17 protein-coding genes are annotated in these 15310 nt (G+C 71.6%); 6 read left to right on the top strand and 11 right to left on the bottom strand.

Going from position 1 to position 15310, the window contains the following annotated elements:
* Positions 1-65: 65 nt before the first annotated feature.
* Complete coding sequence (locus Q0116_RS02565) at positions 66-266, bottom strand: hypothetical protein (protein WP_297885230.1); 201 nt, start codon at positions 264-266, stop codon at positions 66-68.
* A 335-nt stretch (positions 267-601) separates the two neighbouring features.
* Between Q0116_RS02565 and Q0116_RS02560 the strand changes: the two genes are divergently transcribed.
* Positions 602-1678 carry a PQQ-binding-like beta-propeller repeat protein gene (locus Q0116_RS02560; protein ID WP_297885228.1) on the top strand — a complete coding sequence of 359 codons (1077 nt, stop codon included), beginning with the start codon at positions 602-604 and terminating at the stop codon, positions 1676-1678.
* A 31-nt stretch (positions 1679-1709) separates the two neighbouring features.
* Here Q0116_RS02560 and Q0116_RS02555 read toward each other — a convergent pair whose 3' ends face one another.
* From Q0116_RS02555 to Q0116_RS02540, 4 genes are all read right to left on the bottom strand, one after another.
* Positions 1710-1922 (bottom strand): helix-turn-helix transcriptional regulator, encoded by a 213-nt coding sequence (locus tag Q0116_RS02555; RefSeq protein ID WP_297885226.1) that lies wholly within the window; start codon positions 1920-1922, stop codon positions 1710-1712.
* A 2-nt stretch (positions 1923-1924) separates the two neighbouring features.
* Positions 1925-2308, bottom strand: a complete 384-nt coding sequence (locus Q0116_RS02550) for a hypothetical protein (RefSeq protein WP_297885224.1) — start codon at positions 2306-2308, stop codon at positions 1925-1927.
* Positions 2309-2517: 209 nt separating this feature from the next.
* Positions 2518-2715: a DUF5800 family protein gene (locus Q0116_RS02545; RefSeq protein WP_149798593.1), complete on the bottom strand. Its 198-nt coding sequence runs from the start codon at positions 2713-2715 to the stop codon at positions 2518-2520.
* A 478-nt stretch (positions 2716-3193) separates the two neighbouring features.
* Positions 3194-3373, bottom strand: coding sequence for a DUF5786 family protein (locus tag Q0116_RS02540; RefSeq protein WP_049929958.1), 180 nt, complete (start codon positions 3371-3373; stop codon positions 3194-3196).
* Between the two features lie 171 nt (positions 3374-3544).
* On the opposite strand from Q0116_RS02540, the gene Q0116_RS02535 reads away from it, so the two are divergent.
* Together Q0116_RS02535 and Q0116_RS02530 are read left to right on the top strand one after the other, a co-directional pair.
* Positions 3545-4624 (top strand): polymer-forming cytoskeletal protein, encoded by a 1080-nt coding sequence (locus tag Q0116_RS02535; protein ID WP_297885217.1) that lies wholly within the window; start codon positions 3545-3547, stop codon positions 4622-4624.
* 303 nt (positions 4625-4927) lie between these two features.
* Positions 4928-5809, top strand: a complete 882-nt coding sequence (locus tag Q0116_RS02530; protein WP_308214391.1) for a hypothetical protein — start codon at positions 4928-4930, stop codon at positions 5807-5809.
* Between the two features lie 56 nt (positions 5810-5865).
* Here Q0116_RS02530 and Q0116_RS02525 read toward each other — a convergent pair whose 3' ends face one another.
* Complete coding sequence (locus tag Q0116_RS02525) at positions 5866-6636, bottom strand: ribonuclease H-like domain-containing protein (RefSeq protein WP_297885213.1); 771 nt, start codon at positions 6634-6636, stop codon at positions 5866-5868.
* Positions 6637-6781: 145 nt separating this feature from the next.
* Here Q0116_RS02525 and Q0116_RS02520 point away from each other — a divergent pair, with 145 nt between their 5' ends.
* Positions 6782-7489, top strand: a complete 708-nt coding sequence (locus Q0116_RS02520) for a glycerophosphodiester phosphodiesterase (protein ID WP_297885211.1) — start codon at positions 6782-6784, stop codon at positions 7487-7489.
* Between the two features lie 25 nt (positions 7490-7514).
* A complete protein-coding gene (locus Q0116_RS02515; RefSeq protein ID WP_297885209.1) occupies positions 7515-8243 on the top strand; it encodes an SOS response-associated peptidase in 729 nt (242 codons plus the stop codon).
* Between the two features lie 41 nt (positions 8244-8284).
* On the opposite strand, the gene Q0116_RS02510 is transcribed toward Q0116_RS02515, so the two are convergent.
* From Q0116_RS02510 to Q0116_RS02495, 4 genes are all read right to left on the bottom strand, one after another.
* The gene (locus Q0116_RS02510; RefSeq protein ID WP_297885207.1) at positions 8285-9769 is read right to left on the bottom strand and encodes a small ribosomal subunit Rsm22 family protein; all 1485 of its coding nucleotides are present in this window, start codon (positions 9767-9769) and stop codon (positions 8285-8287) included.
* 26 nt (positions 9770-9795) lie between these two features.
* Positions 9796-10569: a prephenate dehydrogenase gene (locus Q0116_RS02505; protein ID WP_297885205.1), complete on the bottom strand. Its 774-nt coding sequence runs from the start codon at positions 10567-10569 to the stop codon at positions 9796-9798.
* A gap of 105 nt (positions 10570-10674) precedes the next feature.
* The gene (locus Q0116_RS02500; protein ID WP_297885203.1) at positions 10675-11961 is read right to left on the bottom strand and encodes an MFS transporter; all 1287 of its coding nucleotides are present in this window, start codon (positions 11959-11961) and stop codon (positions 10675-10677) included.
* Between the two features lie 81 nt (positions 11962-12042).
* Positions 12043-12720, bottom strand: a complete 678-nt coding sequence (locus Q0116_RS02495) for a DsbA family protein (RefSeq protein WP_297885201.1) — start codon at positions 12718-12720, stop codon at positions 12043-12045.
* A 111-nt stretch (positions 12721-12831) separates the two neighbouring features.
* On the opposite strand from Q0116_RS02495, the gene Q0116_RS02490 reads away from it, so the two are divergent.
* Positions 12832-13251 (top strand): DUF5779 family protein, encoded by a 420-nt coding sequence (locus Q0116_RS02490; RefSeq protein ID WP_297885199.1) that lies wholly within the window; start codon positions 12832-12834, stop codon positions 13249-13251.
* Between the two features lie 12 nt (positions 13252-13263).
* Here the strand turns inward: Q0116_RS02490 and Q0116_RS02485 are convergent, their stop codons facing one another.
* Entirely contained in the window at positions 13264-14880 is a 1617-nt protein-coding gene (locus Q0116_RS02485; RefSeq protein WP_297885197.1) for a long-chain-fatty-acid--CoA ligase, read from the bottom strand.
* Positions 14881-15310 lie beyond the last annotated feature (430 nt).

Here is a 15310-nt window from a genome sequence, read left to right as displayed (position 1 = left end):
AATCCCTCCGGCCCCACTCTCTGCTATCGCGAGCAACACCGCGAGCGACGGCTTCGTCGGGCAGATCAGCGTCGCGAGACGATCCGACCGGCCAGCACGCCCACGAGCGAGACCATCCCCGCCATCGCGAGGTACAGCGTCAGGCCGATCACCTCGCCGTTCGCGCCGTTCAGGCCGGCGAAGCCGAGGAACACGACGGCGATGACGGCGTGGAGCGCGAACACGGCGGACGGGACGTTCGCTCCGATGTCGAATCCGATGTTCATACCCACGACTTCGGCCACCGTGGGAAAAAGTCGTCCGGTCGGGACGCACGACCGCGCCCGGGATCGGCGCGGTCGTCACACTAAAGCGACCCCGGTCCGACGGCTACCTCGATAACCGACGGTTTCCCTCGACGCGAGTGGCTCGCGGCGGTCGGCGCGACGACGACCGGCGCGGCCGCCGGCTGTGCTTCCCGGAGCGGCCCGCCCGTGGACGCGGACGTCGACCGCGGCGGGCCCGACTCCGGAGGCGGCGGCTCGACCGCACAGACGTTCCCGCCGGGGGTCGCGCAGTTCCGCGGCTCGCTGGAGCGGGGGGCTACTACCCCGACGAGACGGTGCCCGACGCGGTCGAGGAGGCGCGGCGGATCCCCGAGGTCAACACCGGGGAACACCGCGCGGCGAAGGCCAACGCGGTGCCGCACCCCGACGGGGGCGTCCTCCTGCCGGGCGACACCGGCGACCTGCTGTCGATAACGGCCGACGGCGACGTGCGGTGGCGCGGGGAGACCGACGCGGACGGCCGCGGGATCCACGGGACGCCGGCGGTCGCGGACGGTCGCGCGTACATCGGCGCGTACGACGGCGTCCTCTACGCGTTCGCGCTCGACTCCGGGGAGCTGGAGTGGTCGACGGACCTCGGCGACGCGATCGGGTCGAGCCCGCTGTACTACGGCGGCGAGCTGTACGGCTCCGTCGAGTTCTACGACCCGGAGGGGCGGATGTTCGCGGTCGACGCGGAGACCGGCGACGTGACCTGGGGGGAGCCGAAGCACCGACCCACCGACCACCCGCACTCCTCGCCCGCCATCTCGCTCGACGCCGGGCGGATGGTGCGCGGGTCGAACGGCGGCTACCTCTACTGCTGGAGCTTCCCGGATCTTGAGTTCCAGTGGCGGTTCGCGACCGATCCCCCGAGCGAGAACAACGGCGAGATCAAGGGGCCGATCGCGGCGTACGACGGCGCCGCCTTCTTCGGCTCGTGGGACTTCAACGTGTATCGGGTCGACCTCGAGACCGGCGAGGAGGACTGGCACTTCGAGACGGGCAACCTCTCGATGACGGGGCCCGCGATCGACCCCGAGCGCGACGTGGTGTACATGGGGAGCCACGACTACCACCTGTACGCGCTCGACGCGTCGACGGGCGAGGTGGAGTGGCGCTTCCGGACCGGAGCCCCGTTGACCGGCTGCGCGACGGTCGTCGGCGACCGCGTGCTGACGGGGTCGAAGGACAGCACCCTCTACGCGCTGGAGGCCGGCTCCGGCGAGGAGGTGTGGCGGGTCGACCACGACGGGTGGGTGACGAGCGCGCCGCGCGTCGTCGACGGCGACGTCTACTACGCGGAGCGCGCGCCGGACCCCGACGACGGCGAGACCGACGGCGGCGGCTACAAGCTGGTCTCGGCGGAGTAAGGGAACCGCCGCCGAGAGGCGGACGGACGGGTCAGGACCGCGCGCGCTCGGGGAGCTCGAACACGTCCTCGATTCCGGCGTCGAACTCGCGCGCGATCCGCCACGCGAGCTCCAGCGAGGGGTTGTACTCGCCCTTCTCGACGTAGAGGATGGTCTGTCGCGTCACGTCGACGCGGTCGGCGAGCTCGGCCTGCGTCAGGCCCGCCTCCTCGCGGAGCTCGCGGATCCGGGTGTCGAACTCCACGGTCAGGCCTCCACGCCCCGCCGCCGGACCCAGGCGCGCGTGCCGTGGGCGACGGAGGAGGCGCAGATCGCGACGGCGGCCCACACGACGACGACGCGGGCCTGCGCGTGAGCGGTCGCCGCGAGGCCGGCGAGCCCGCCGGTCGCCTCGAGGAGGGACCCGAGGAGGAAAACGGCCAGCGACGCGCCGAACAGCAGCATCGCGGCGCGGCTGGCGGCCGTGCGCGTGATCTCGCGGGTGCGCTCGTCGACCGGCGTGTGGCCGACGCGGTCGGCGAGCAGCCGGCTGAACGGGACGAACGTCGCGAGCAGCACCGCCCCGACGGCGATGATCGGCGCGGACTCGCGCGCCAAGCCGAGGTTCACGGTCAGTACCGTCGCGAGCATGTGGACACCGCGTCCGGCGCGGTATCGGGTTCGAGGTCGCATTGGGTCGTCACCTCTAGATGTTAGTTCGATCTAACGTCATATATTTTTTACTCCGACTCACGACCGCGGTCGCTCCGTGCCGGAGCGTCTCGAACGGCGGCGGCGGAGCATCTGGAGAAGGGTAAACTACGATTATGCTGGCTAGCGGCGGACCGGGCGACCGACGGTTACAACACGTCGCCGATCCGGACCGGCTCGCCGTCCAGTTCGGGGTCCTCCGCGACGATGGTCAGGACCTCGTGGTCGGTGACGTCACGGTACGACTTCCCGGTCGCCTCCTCGATCAGCGTCTTCTCCAGTTCGAACTCGGTCCCCTCGTAGACGACGTCGACCCCGCGGTCGGTGAACGTCAGCTCCGTGCTCATGCGCTCGGATACTCGACGTGAGGGGATAAGCGGCACGAACGCTGGGAGACGGCGGGCCCGAGACCCATCATCGAAACTGTCCGCGGCGAGTCGACCGCTGGTGTCGGTCAGATCGCGTTACAGGCGGTGTCGTGACCGGACTCGCAGAGTCGTTCGAGCGTCTCGCAGGCCTGTTCGTTCCCGTTCGCGCAGAGGCGGCGAGCGAGCGCGACCGTCGCGCCCGAAGCGGAGTCGGCGTTCGCGTCCTCGGCGTCGCTGTCTTCCGAGTCGGCGGCGGCGAGCCGACCGAGACCGCGCGTCCGTTTCCGACGGCTACTCCGCGTCGAACGGCCAGATCGGTTCGATAGTTTGTGCCTCCGTGGCATAAATTACCACAGGCCGCGGAAACGGATAAATCCGAATCGGGTGTGCGATCGATACGCACACCGGCCGAGACGGGTCGGCGGCGAGTCGCGTCGCGTCGCAGGAGAGTGGCGGATCAGTCGTCGTCCTCGTCGCGCATCTCGGAGAGGCGACCGACGAGGTCGTCGGTGTCGGCGTCGCCCTCGATAGACACCTCGCCGTCGTGGTCGTTCTCGTGGACGTTCACCGCGTCGTCCTCGTCGGTGTCGACGTCCTGGTCCTTCTGTTCGCTCTCGTCGTACGATCCGAATCCCATGCGTGTCCGTTCGGCGGCGCACTGAAAAGCACCGCGACAGCGAGTTCGTCGCGGGTGCGATTCTCTCTCGGGCCCGAGGGCGTCCGGATCGCGCGGCGGGTTCCCGCGTTCGCGTCCGACGCTCGTCCGACGCCCCGTACCGTTTATACGGTCGGGGCGACTGCTCCCGGTGTGTCGCTGCGAGGAGACGGCCCGATAGAGGAGCTCGCTATCCCCTCGGGAACGACCGTCGAGGAGCACGACGTCGTCGTCGACGGCGACGTGCTCGTGGGGGGCCAGTCGAGCGTCGAGCTCGGCGTCCGCGGCCGCAACGTCGCGATCGGCGAGCGCGTGCGCGTCGCCAACGACATCGAGGCCGAGGGCGACTGCCGGCTCGACACTTGGTGTTCCGTCGACGGCAACGTGCTCGTCGGCGAGGACGCGTACCTCGGCGAGCGAGTCACCGTCACCGGCCGCCTGATGGTGTCCGGCGACCTGGACATCGGCGACGACGTGACGATCGAGGAGGGGTTCGAGGCCAACGGCTGGATCGTCATCCGCAACCCGGTCCCGACGATCGTCTTCTACTTCATCGTCCTCTCGCAACTGCTGCGCGTCGGCGAGACCGACGCGGCCGACGAGCTGGCGGAGGCGCTCGCCGACGGCGACGACGTCCGGGACCCCCTGTTGGTACCGCGGAGCGCCGAGATCTCCGACGACGCGTGGCGTGTGTCGACACCGGCCACGGTCGGCGACGACTGCCGGCTCCACGGCAACCTCCGCGCGGCGACGATCCGCGTCGGCGAGCGCAACGAGGTGTTCGGCTCGCTGCGCGCCCGCGAGGACGTCACCGTGGGCGCGGACACGGTGATCCACGGCGACGTGACGACCCGCGGCGGGACCGTGACCGTCGAGAGCGGCGCGCGCGTGCTCGGAGACGTCTCCGCGGGCGACCTCGTGGTGTACGACGGCGCGGAGATCCAGGGGACCCTCAGAGCGCGCGGCGAGATGAAGCTGGTCCGGGAGACGGAGCAGACGGATGACGACGGAGACGACGGGGGCGACGACGAGGAAGCGGGGACCGGCGGCGACGAAGGCGCGGAGACCGACACCGACGACGCGGCGGAGGCCGATACGGACGACATCGACGGCGACGAAGCGGAAGACGCCGACGATGGGGTTACCGGAGAGGAGGCCGCCGAGGAGTCCGCGACGGTGACGGCCGAGACGGCGTCGACGACGGAGGCGTCGGTCTCGGACGAGGAGCCCTGAGCGCGCCGGTCTCGAGCTTTCTCCGAAGTTTCCGACGACCCGAGAGTCAGAGACCGATCGGCGGCGCGTCCGCGATTCGGTGAGCCCGTTCAAACTCCGCATCGGGGGTCGGAGCCGCGCGCGACACGTCGACGTATTGATGTTTAAATCGGATTTAGCCAAATTAATTTCAGACGCAGGTTTAACTGACACAAGTCACTTACGAGGCGCACCGCAACTGGCGGGTGCGACATGAGCCGATCACTGACGGCGACCCGCCGCGCGACGCTGGCGGGGCTGGGCGCGATCGTCGCATCGGGAAGCGTGACAAGCGTGGCCGCGGCCGCGGAGAGCGACTGGACGGTCGAGAAGACCGAGACGGACGGCACGCTTCACGACGTGGTGTCGGCGGACGCCGGTCGCTTCGCGGTCGGCGGCGGCGGCGTGCTCACCGCGCCCGCCGACGAGGGGTGGCTGACGCTCCGCGACGGCGGCCCGACCGGGAACGGGAACGACCTCTACGGCGCGTCGGTCACCGACGACGGCGAGCGCGTCTGGTTCGTCGGTGCCAGCGGCGCGATCGGCGAGTACGTCCCCGCGACGGACACGCTCGTCGACCGCTCCGCGCCGATGGACAACACGAACAACTACAACGCCGTCGCGGTCACCGGCTCCGCCGGCGAGGCGAACGTGTACGTCGCCGGCGACTCGGGGAAGATCTACTACAGCTTCGAGAACGGCGCGACGGGGACGTGGGACTACGTCACGCCGGGGAGCGGCTCGGCGCTCCCCGCGATCGACTTCCACGGCCCCCGGAGCGGGCACGCGATCGACACGAACGGGCGCGTGTTCGCCACCGGCGACGGCGTCACGTGGAACGCGATCGGCATCGAGGACGCGAACGTGACGTTCTACGGCCTCGACAGCGACGCCCCCGACGACGTCGCCGTCTCCGGCGGTAACGGAACGCTCCTGACGTACGACGGCGCGAACTGGACGCCCGACGCCCTCGGCGACGCCGACCTCGTCGACGTCGAGACCGCCGGCGAGGCCGGCTACGTCGTCGGCAGCGGCGGGGTCGTCCAGGAGCTCACCGCCGACGACCGGGTCGTCCTCGACACGCCGACCGGCGAGAACCTGAACGCGGTCGACGTCGACGGCGACGCGGTCGTCGTCGGCTCGAGCGGAACCGTCCTTCGCCGGTAACGACCTCGGCGACGGCCACTCGGTCGGTCCATACCCGCCGAACTGTCGGATCCCTCTCAGTCGCCGTCTCCGTCCGGGGCGGCGACGAACAGTTCCTCGTCGAGCGCCTCGCAGACCGCGTCCGCGAGCGCCCGGAGGTTGACGGTGTCCTCGCGGTTGTACGAGACGAGCGTCTCCAGCGCCGCCTCGTCCCCGCGTTCGTACTCGCGCCAGAGACGCACCGCGTCGCGGCCGGAGATGTCCGGGCGGTCGCGGTCGATCCCCAGCTGCTTCTCGATCGGTTTCAGCCCGCCCGAGAGCCCGATCCGCTTCGCCGGGTACATCAGGTCGAGGTGCGGCGTGTCGATGTCGACGTCGAAGGAGGTCTCGAGGAAGGGGACGTCGAAGCGGGCGCCGTTGAACGTCGCGAGCAGGCTCGCGTCCGCGAACTGCTCGCGGAGCCGGCGCGCGGTGAGGTCATCGCCGGCGACGAGCGTCGTCGTCTCGCCGCCCTGGTGGAAGCTGACCGTCGTCACGCGGTCGCGCCGCTCGTCGAGCCCCGTGGTCTCGATGTCGAAGAAGCAGGTCTCCTCGCGGAAGTTCTCGTAGAGCCGCCAGCGCTCGCCGGAGGGGAACTCGCGGTCGAAGTAGGCGGAATCGCCGTCGTCGAGCCGCGTCAGCGCCTCCGCGATGAACGACTCGATCCGGTCCGCGGTGGTCGCCCCGACGCCCGCGACGTCGACCCCGGGGTCGAACTCCTCCCACGTGGTGACGCCCCGCCCCCAGAGGCGTCGTTCGGTCGTCTCGCCCACCCCCTCGACGGGGATGAAGCTGTTCTCGATGCGCATGTCCGTTCCGGCGCGACGCGTAGCTAAAAAGCCGACGGGAGCGACCGCGCGGCCGCGACCGACGAAGAGCTAACACGGTCCGGGCCCGAGGGCCGTGCGTGAGCGAGCGAGCGAACCGACGGGAGGGCGAGGCGCGAGCGCGGCGATGACCCGGACCGATCCCGACGACGTCACGCTGATCGGGCACCGCGGCTGCGCGGCCCAGTACCCGGAGAACACGGTCGGAGCGATCGAGCGCGCGGCGCCGCACGTCGACGCCGTCGAGATCGACGTGCGGCGGTGCGGGAGCGGCGAGGTCGTCGTCGTCCACGACGCGGACCTCGGGCGACTGACCGGCGCGTCCGGCTCGGTCGCGGACGCCGACTACGACGAACTCCGCGACCTGGCCGTCCTCGGGTCCGGAGAGCCGATCCCGCGGCTCGACGAGGCCCTCGACGCCGCGCCCGACGACCTCGTCGTCAACGTCGAGGTCAAGGAGTCGGCCGTCGCGGGCGACGCGCTCGACGCGGCCCGACGGGCGGCGAACGACGTGCTGTTCTCGTCGTTCCACCCCGAGGCGCTGGATACGCTGCGGGACCGCGACCCCGAGGCGGCGCGCGCGCTGCTCGTCGCGGACGGGAACGCCGAGCGCGCGGTCGACGCGGCGACCGACCTCGGCTGCGTCGCGCTCCACCCACCGATCGACCTCGCGACCGAGCCGGGGTTCGTGGCGACGGCGCACGAGGCCGGGCTCGCGGTGAACGCGTGGACCGCGGCCGACCGGGACGACGCGGGGCGGCTCCTCGCGGCCGGGGTCGACGGGGTCATCGCCGACCGGTGGGACCTGCTCCCGGAGCGATCGTCGCGGGACTAAGTACCTCCCGTCACAACCCTGCGGTATGTGCGGCCGCTACACCCTCTTCACGCCGACCGCCGACCTCGAGGCCCGGTTCGACGCGGACTTCGGCGACCGCGAACCGAGCTACAACTGCGCCCCGGGACAGTCGCTGCCGGTGATCCCGGACCGGGACCCCGGCGAAGCGACCCGGATGGAGTGGGGGCTGACCCCGTCGTGGGCGGAGGAGTCGTTCGACCTGATCAACGCCCGCGCGGAGACGGTCCGCGAGAAGCGGAGCTTCGCCGACGCCTTCGAGCGCCGGCGCTGTCTCGTCCCCGCCGACGGTTTCTACGAGTGGGTCGGCGGCGACGGCGAGAGCGGGAAGACGCCGTACCGCGTCGCGTTCGACGACGACCGGCCGTTCGCGATGGCCGGGATCTACGAGCGGTGGGAGCCGCCGACGCCGGAGACGACCCAGACGGGGCTCGGCGCGTTCGGCGGCGGGACCGAGGACGGCGAGACGGGCGACGACCCGGACGCGGTCGAGACGTTCTCGATCGTCACCACCGAGCCGAACGACCTCGTGGCGGACCTCCACCACCGGATGGCGGTGATACTCGACCCCGACGCGGGCGAGGAGGAGACGTGGCTCGAGGGGGACGCCGACGAGGCCGCCGCGCTGCTCGACCCGTACCCGAGCGACGACCTCACCGCGCACCCGGTGTCGACGCGGGTGAACTCGCCGAGCGTCGACGCGCCCGACCTGATCGAGCCCGTCACCGGCGACTGAGTCGCGGCGCTCGGGACCGTCGCGCCAGCGCCCGCGACCGCTCAGGGCGCGACGAGGTCGACGACCGTCTCGTCGTCGACGACGACGTTGTACGCGCCCTCGTCCTCGTTCCAGAGGACGAGCCCGTTCTCGACGAAGACCACCGCCCCGTAGCCCGCCTCGCGGAGGTCGCGGTTCAGCGCCGTCTCGCGGGTACAGACGAGGTAGTGGTCGGTCGCCTGCGAGCCGTCGCCGACGCGGTAGAGCGCGTTGCCCCCCTCGCTCAGGTCGTGGCTCAGCTTCACCGCGAGCAGGTTCACCCGGTCGGTGACGTGGCGCTCGGACTCGGCCATGCGCGCGCAGCGCTCCGCGCTCGCCTCGATGTCGACGCGCCGCCGCCCGTCGGGGCGGAGGATCGAGTAGGCGAACTGGACGTCGACGTTGACGAACTCGCCGGGCTCGTCGGTCTCGCCGCGGGTCGCCGCCCCGTCGAGCCGGCGCTGGAACGGCGGGACCGCGAGGTCGGGCGCGACGTCGAACGACCAGCCGGGGTCCGTCGGGACCGCGTCGGGCCACAGCCGGAGCGCCGGCGAGTAGATCTCGGCGTCGCGTCCCGGTCCGACGTCGTCCTCCTCGCCCGCGACGAGCGACCGCTCGACCCGCCGGAGCCCGATCGCGGTGTTCCGGTCGGCGGGCGCGAACGCCACGAGGCTCCCGTCGGACGCGAGCGCGTCGAGCGCGGCGTCGGCGACCGCGACGGGATCGGCCAGCTCCGAGAGCACGTTGCCGAACAGCACGAGGTCGAAGGGGTCGTCGGTCGCGGGGTCGGCGGCGTCGGGGGCGGTTCCCTCGCCGTCCCCGTCGGTCCCGAGGAACGCCTCGGCCGTCGTCTCGTGGACCGTCGTCCGGAAGTTGCGGCCGGTCTCCTCTAACAGCCGTTCGAGGACGCCGGTGGCGGCGCTCGGCTCGACGGCGTGGTACTCGACGACCGCGTCGCCGGGGAGGTAGTCGTGGAGGCCGAGGGCGGGGCCGCCAACGCCCGCGCCCACGTCGAGCACGCGGAGCGTCCGGTCGAGCAGGCCGTTCTGGGTCAGGTCGTCGAGGACGTGGCCGACCGTCGCGTAGTACGCGGGGAGGTGGTAGATCGCGTAGCCGAGCGCCGCGACGCGGTCGTACTCGACCTCGTTCTCGTAGAGGTAGTCGCTCTTCAGCCGGCGGACCCGCTCGCGGAGCTCGTCGCCGGACTCCCCGCGGTGCCAGTTCGCCCCGTACTCGCGGACCAGCAGGTCCTCCAGCGCGAACGAGTACGCCTCCGGCAGCGCCTCGGGGTCCCAGCCCGGCGGGTCGACCGGGGCCTCCGGGACGGGGACGAACGCCCCGTCGTCGCGCTCGCGGAGCCGGAGGTCGAACGCCTCCTCGCGGAGCGTCTCGCGGACGACCGCCGGGTGCGGCGTCCCCTCGATGTACTCGGCGATCTCCTCGGGGTCGATCGGTCTGACGTTGCGCAGGTAGTTCGCGTTGTTCCGGACCGCGGTTCTGTCGATCATGGGTTTCTCGTCTGCTTCGCGTCGTCTCACTCCAGCCGGTCTCGCCCCTCGCGGTCGCCGCGAGCGCGCTCGTAGAGGGCGGCGAACGCCTCGTCGTCGGCCGCGGCGATCTCCGCCGCGGCGTCGGCCACGTCGTCCGCGCCGTCGAAGGCGCGCTGGATCTCCGCGTACACCGCGGGCGAGCCCTCGGTCACCGTGTCGGCGACCTCCTCCAGCGCGGCCGAGACCGGCGTGTGGAACTCCTCGCGGACCGGGTCCGCGGCGAGCCGCCACGCGAGCACCGCGGCGTGCGCGCCCGCCTGGACCGTCTCCATCGCCGCGTCGTGTTCGTCCGCGGTCGTCTCGAACACGTCGTTGCCGCCCGCCTCGACCGAGGCGGTGAGCCCGTCGACCGTCGGGCCGCCCTCGTCGACGACGACCGCGACGTTCCCCGGGACGCGCGGCGGGGCGAACAGCGGGTGGTAGCTCGCGCGCTCGAGGTCGGCGGCGTGCTCGCGCATCGCCGCGAGCGCGTCGGTCATCTCGCCCGAGACGTCGACGATCGCCTCCTCGGCGCGGGGCGCGTACGCCTCGACCGCCGCGGGGACCGCCGACATCGGCACCGCGAGACAGACGGCGTCGTGGGTGGAGTCGCCGTCGGCGTCGACCGTCCGCGCGTCGCGGTCCGCGGCGGCGTCGCCCGCGACGGCGGGTTCGCGGTCGGCGAACGCGACGCTCGCGTCGACCGGCGCGTCGTCGGCCGCGACGGTGTCGGCGACCCAGCGTCCGATCTCGCCGGCGCCGACCACGAGGAGGTCCATCGGTTACGCGAACGCAGGTCCCGCGCCCGGTAAAAGGACTCGCCTCGGAGCGGGCGGTCGCTCGCACGCGGCGGCGGCTCTGACGGAGAGCGCGGGACCGGCCTCTCACCCCTCCGCGCCGATCCGTCCCACCACGCCGGCCCCGGGCGAGATCGACCGGACCGCCGGCAGCAGCGCGAGCGCGATGGCCAGCTCCAGCCCGCCGACGGCGAGGAACGCGGGCGTGTAGCCGAACGTCTCCGTGGCGCTCCCGCCGATGAGGAAGCCGGTGAGGAAGCCGAGCGAGCCGAACACGTTGAACAGCCCCATCGCCGCGCCGCGGACCTCCGGCTCGACGAGGTCGGTGACGAGCGCCATCGTCGCGGGGGCCATCAGCGCGCCGCAGACGCCGACGCACACCATCAGACCCGCCGCGAGCGGATATACGGGCGCGACGCCGACGCCGACCGTGACGACGCCGTACGCCAGCGACCCGGCCACCACGGGGAGGAAGCGACCGATCCGGTCCGAGAGCGCGCCGAACGGCGACTGGAGCAGCGCGAAGGGGACGAAGAAGAGCGCGAGCGTCGCGCCCGCGCCGGCCGCCGACAGCCCGAACGTCGCCGGGTCCTGGAAGTAGTACACGCCGACGAGCGCGAAGAAGCCGGCCGTCAGCCGGTCGACGAAGCCGAACGCGAGCGGCACGAGGAGCCCGGGGGTCGTCCGGGCGCGGGCGAGCACGTCGCGGAAGCCGGCGTCGGCGGACTCGGTTGCCGAGCCGCTCGTACTCGTTGTGCCCGCCCGGTCGTCGACGGTCGCGGCGAGCAGCCCCGCGGCGGCCAACACGACCGCGCCGGCGTACACCGGGTAGAGCGCGCCGAGGTCCGCGAGCGAGCCGCCGACGACCGAGCCGACGGCCGCGCCGAGCCCGATGGCGAGCCCTGCGGTCCCCATGTTGCGGCCGTTGCCGCCGCGGAGGTCCATCAAGAGCGTGATCGAGAGGGAGAACGCGCCGATGGTGAGCGCGCCCCCGACGGCCCTGACGAGGAGCGCGGCCTCGAAGCCGAGCCCGAGTCCCGGCAGCGACGCGAGCGCGACGTACGAGGCCGCGCCGCCGAGCGCGCCGACCACGATCAGCGGGGTCCGCCTCCCGAGCGCGTCCGAGAGCGCGCCCCAGACGACGGCGAACGTCACGAACGCGCCGAACTCCGCGACGAGGAACCACATGCCGGCGTCGATACCGGCCGGTGCGCCGAGCGCGACGACGAGGGCCGGCACGCCGGGGTAGAGGAGGACCTGCGAGATCAGCACCGCGAGGACGACCGCGCCGAGCCGACGCCGGTCGCCGGCGTCGCCGCCGCTAGGACCGTCGGTGTCGGCGGCGGGAGCGACGAGTCCGTCGGCCTCGCTCATTGCTTATAAATCGGGGCGGACGGGCAAAAGATCGACGCTCCGAGAGACGGCACGGGAAGCGGGACGTCCCCGCCGCGGGCCTCAGAGCTCGGCGTCTATCGCCGCGGCGATCGACTCCGCGGCGTACCCCTCCTCGACCGGGCTCCCGTTCACGAAGATGGTCGGCGTCCCCTCGACGCCCATCGACGCGCCCTCGGATCTGTCGTCCGCCGACGCCTCTCCGTAGGTCGCGTAGCGCGCGTCCGACATCGCCGCGCAGGGGTCCGCGCCCGCGGCCTCGGCGGCGGCGCCGATCGCCTCCCCGCTGTAGCTCCCCTGCGACTCGTAGGCTGCCGAGGCGAACTCGAAGAACGCCTCGTCGCCGTGGCGCGCGCCGACGCCGCGGGCCGCGCTCGCGACGGGGACTGCCCACGTCTCGTTCACCGGAATCGGCCAGTCCCAGTGTTCGTACCGGATCTCGCCGGGTTCGACGTACTCCTCGCGGATCGCCGGGAAGTGGTCGAGCGTGTAGCTCGCGCAGTGGCCACAGGTGAAGTCCTCGAACACCTGGACGACCACGTCCGACTCGGGGTTCCCGAGCGTCGGTCGGTAGTCGAGGTCCGGGTCCGACGACTCCTCCAACTCGCAGTCGTACTCGCCCGTGTCGAGTTCGACGCCGCTGAGGTCGAGGGAAGTGCCGCCGCCGCCGAGACACCCCGCCGCGCCGACGACGCCGACCGACGCCGCACTCGCGAGCAGGGACCGTCGCGTCCGTTCCATAGCGTCCGCTGGGGTCGGAGCGCACTTAACGACTCCGCGACGCGGCGGGCGTCAGGGCGGGGAGCGGCCTCGCTCCCGAACCCTTTTGCCGTCCCCTGTCGACGCCCACGTATGAGCGACTGGGACCTCGACCTGCGGGACGCCGAGGCGAAGATGGATGAGGCGTTCGCGGCGGCCGGCGACGTCGTCCTCGGCGTCTTGGACGGCACGACCGATCCGGAGGAGTGGGTCCGCAGCGTCGACTACGGGAACACGCTGGTGCTGTCGATCGAGGGGGACCTCAACGAGCTCGCAGCCGGTTTCGCCCGCGACGTGAAGGACATGGACGGCGAGCTGATGCACTTCCGCGGCTTCCTCGTCGTCACGCCGCCGGGCGTGAGCATCGACACCGACCGGCTCGGCGACTCCCGCGACGGTGGCGGACCCGACGACGGGAGCGACGCTCGAGACGGAGGCGGTTCGGTCGACGGCGGCGACACCGAGCGCGCCGACGCGGACGAGCCGGACGAGACAGACGCCGACCGGGACTGAGCGGCGCGTCGACTACCCCTCCCCGACCATCCGGTCCTCCTCGTCCCACTCGCGCTCGCGCAGCTCGTACTTCTGTATCTTCCCGGTCGCGGTCGTCGGGAGTTCGGCGACGAACTCCACCTCGCCGGGCGTCTTGTAGTCGGCGACGCGCTCGCGGACGAACGCCTTCAGCTCCTCGGGGGTCGCGCCCGCGTCGTCCGGATCGCCGCTCTCGGGGACGACGAACGCCTTCGGCGTCTCGCCCCAGCGCTCGTCCGGCGCGGGGATGACGGCCACGTCGGAGACGACGTCGTGCTCGAAGAGGGTGTCCTCCAACTCGATCGAGGAGATGTTCTCCCCGCCGGAGATGATGATGTCCTTCTTCCGGTCCTGGATCGAGATGAACCCGTCTTCGTCGACGACGGCCAGGTCGCCCATGTGGTAGTAGCCCTCCAAGCGATCGGAGAACGCCTGCTCGGTGGCCTCCGGCTTGTTCCAGTAGCGGTCCATCACCTGGTTGCCGCGCACGACGATCTCGCCGATCGTCTCGCCGTCGGCGGCCACGTCCTCACCGTTCTCGTCGACGACGCGCACGTCGGTGCCGAGGTAGCCGATCCCCTGCGTCTTCTTCACCGCGAAGCGGTCGTCCGAACCCGCTTCGAAGTGGCGCTTGGCGTCCGAGGTGGTGATGAGCGGGCCCGTCTCGGTCGCGCCGTACACGTGTTTGAGCTCCCAGCCGAACTCCTCCTCGACGGTGCGGATCGTCGCCTCCGGCGGCGCCGCGCCCGCGGTGGCGACCCGCACGTCGTTGTCGCCGGTCGTCGCGCCGCCGTGCTCGGCGTAGTGGTCGCCGAGCATGTTGAGGACGGTCGGGGCCGCACAGAAGTACGACACGTCCTCCCCGCGGATCCGGTCGAACGCCTCGGCGACGTCGACCCCGCGGGTACAGACGTGGCGGGCGCCGGCCCCCGTGATCGCGTAGATGTGTCCCCACCCGTTGACGTGGAACATCGGCAGCGTCCAGAGGTAGACGTCCTCGTCGGTGATCTCCTGATGGATCGAGATGAGGTAGGCGTGGAGCGTCTCGGCGCGGTGAGTGCGGCAGACGCCCTTCGGGTCGCCGGTGGTCCCCGAGGTGTAGTTGATCGTGATCACCTCGTCCTCGTCCATCTCCGGGCGCTCGTAGGCGTCCGGGTCCGCGTCGTCGAGCGCGGCGTCGAACGACTCCCAGTCGCCCTCGACCGCGTCGACGTCGTTCGTGAGGAACGTCTCGGTCGGCACCTCGTCGCGGATCGCCTCGACGTTCGCCGCGTACTCGGCGTCGGCGTAGATGGCGTCGACGCCCGCGTCGGAGAGCATGTACGAGAAGTCGCTCGGCGTGAGCCGGTAGTTCAGCGGCGCGTGGATCGCGCCGACCTGCATCGCGCCGTAGGCGGCCTCCAGGTGGTAGTGCGTGTTCGGGTCCAACACCGCGACCCGGTCGCCCTTCTCGATGCCGCGCGCCTGGAGCGCGGCGGAGAAGCGGTCGGCGCGCTCGCCGAGTTCGGCGTAGGTGTACCGCGTCCCGTCGACGGCGAGAACCGCCTCCTCGTCGGCGTAGTGTCGCCGCGCCCGGTCCAGAAAGTCGGTCGTCAACAGCGGCTTATACATCGTCTGTCACTATCGATGATGTGTAATATCCTTTGCGGCCGGCGCAAGGGAGGGGTGGTCGCGGGACCCTTTTGTCAGTCGCCCGCGAAATCACCCGGACCGGGCGACGGGTCCGCCGGGCCGGCGGTCTGCGGGGGACGCGGTTCCGATCGGGGGTGGTGGCGTTCGGCTTCGCCGTCGCGGCTGTCCCCGCGCTGCGGATGGGGATCGGGACCGTCGCAGCGCCCTCGGAGAACGGCGAGGGAAGCGTAACCCGGCCGCGTAGACGGTCGATTCGGGCGGCGGCGCAGGGGCGGCTCCGCGCCGTCGACGCGTGGACGAATCGCACACCGGCGGCGGGATCAGAACCCTTAACAGTCACACGCGATTGTGCTACGATAGCGGGATGGGATAGCCAGGAGATTCCGCCGGGCTCATAACCCGGAGATCG

The organism is uncultured Halorubrum sp., from assembly GCF_937146585.1.
GTDB classification, from domain to species: domain Archaea; phylum Halobacteriota; class Halobacteria; order Halobacteriales; family Haloferacaceae; genus Halorubrum; species Halorubrum miltondacostae.
Note: the sequence above shows the minus strand (reverse complement) of the source record. Positions and strands in the feature narration are given on the sequence as shown.

Bases quoted from the DNA above. Each gene is read 5' to 3' on its own strand.
- Q0116_RS02565 (WP_297885230.1), bottom strand. From the start codon at position 266: ATGAACATCGGATTCGACATCGGAGCGAACGTCCCGTCCGCCGTGTTC.
- Q0116_RS02550 (WP_297885224.1), bottom strand. From the start codon at position 2,308: ATGCTCGCGACGGTACTGACCGTGAACCTCGGCTTGGCGCGCGAGTCC.
- Q0116_RS02545 (WP_149798593.1), bottom strand. From the start codon at position 2,715: ATGAGCACGGAGCTGACGTTCACCGACCGCGGGGTCGACGTCGTCTAC.
- Q0116_RS02540 (WP_049929958.1), bottom strand. From the start codon at position 3,373: ATGGGATTCGGATCGTACGACGAGAGCGAACAGAAGGACCAGGACGTC.
- Q0116_RS02525 (WP_297885213.1), bottom strand. From the start codon at position 6,636: ATGCGCATCGAGAACAGCTTCATCCCCGTCGAGGGGGTGGGCGAGACG.
- Q0116_RS02520 (WP_297885211.1), top strand. From the start codon at position 6,782: ATGACCCGGACCGATCCCGACGACGTCACGCTGATCGGGCACCGCGGC.
- Q0116_RS02515 (WP_297885209.1), top strand. From the start codon at position 7,515: ATGTGCGGCCGCTACACCCTCTTCACGCCGACCGCCGACCTCGAGGCC.
- Q0116_RS02510 (WP_297885207.1), bottom strand. From the start codon at position 9,769: ATGATCGACAGAACCGCGGTCCGGAACAACGCGAACTACCTGCGCAAC.
- Q0116_RS02505 (WP_297885205.1), bottom strand. From the start codon at position 10,569: ATGGACCTCCTCGTGGTCGGCGCCGGCGAGATCGGACGCTGGGTCGCC.
- Q0116_RS02500 (WP_297885203.1), bottom strand. From the start codon at position 11,961: ATGAGCGAGGCCGACGGACTCGTCGCTCCCGCCGCCGACACCGACGGT.
- Q0116_RS02495 (WP_297885201.1), bottom strand. From the start codon at position 12,720: ATGGAACGGACGCGACGGTCCCTGCTCGCGAGTGCGGCGTCGGTCGGC.
- Q0116_RS02490 (WP_297885199.1), top strand. From the start codon at position 12,832: ATGAGCGACTGGGACCTCGACCTGCGGGACGCCGAGGCGAAGATGGAT.
- Q0116_RS02485 (WP_297885197.1), bottom strand. From the start codon at position 14,880: ATGTATAAGCCGCTGTTGACGACCGACTTTCTGGACCGGGCGCGGCGA.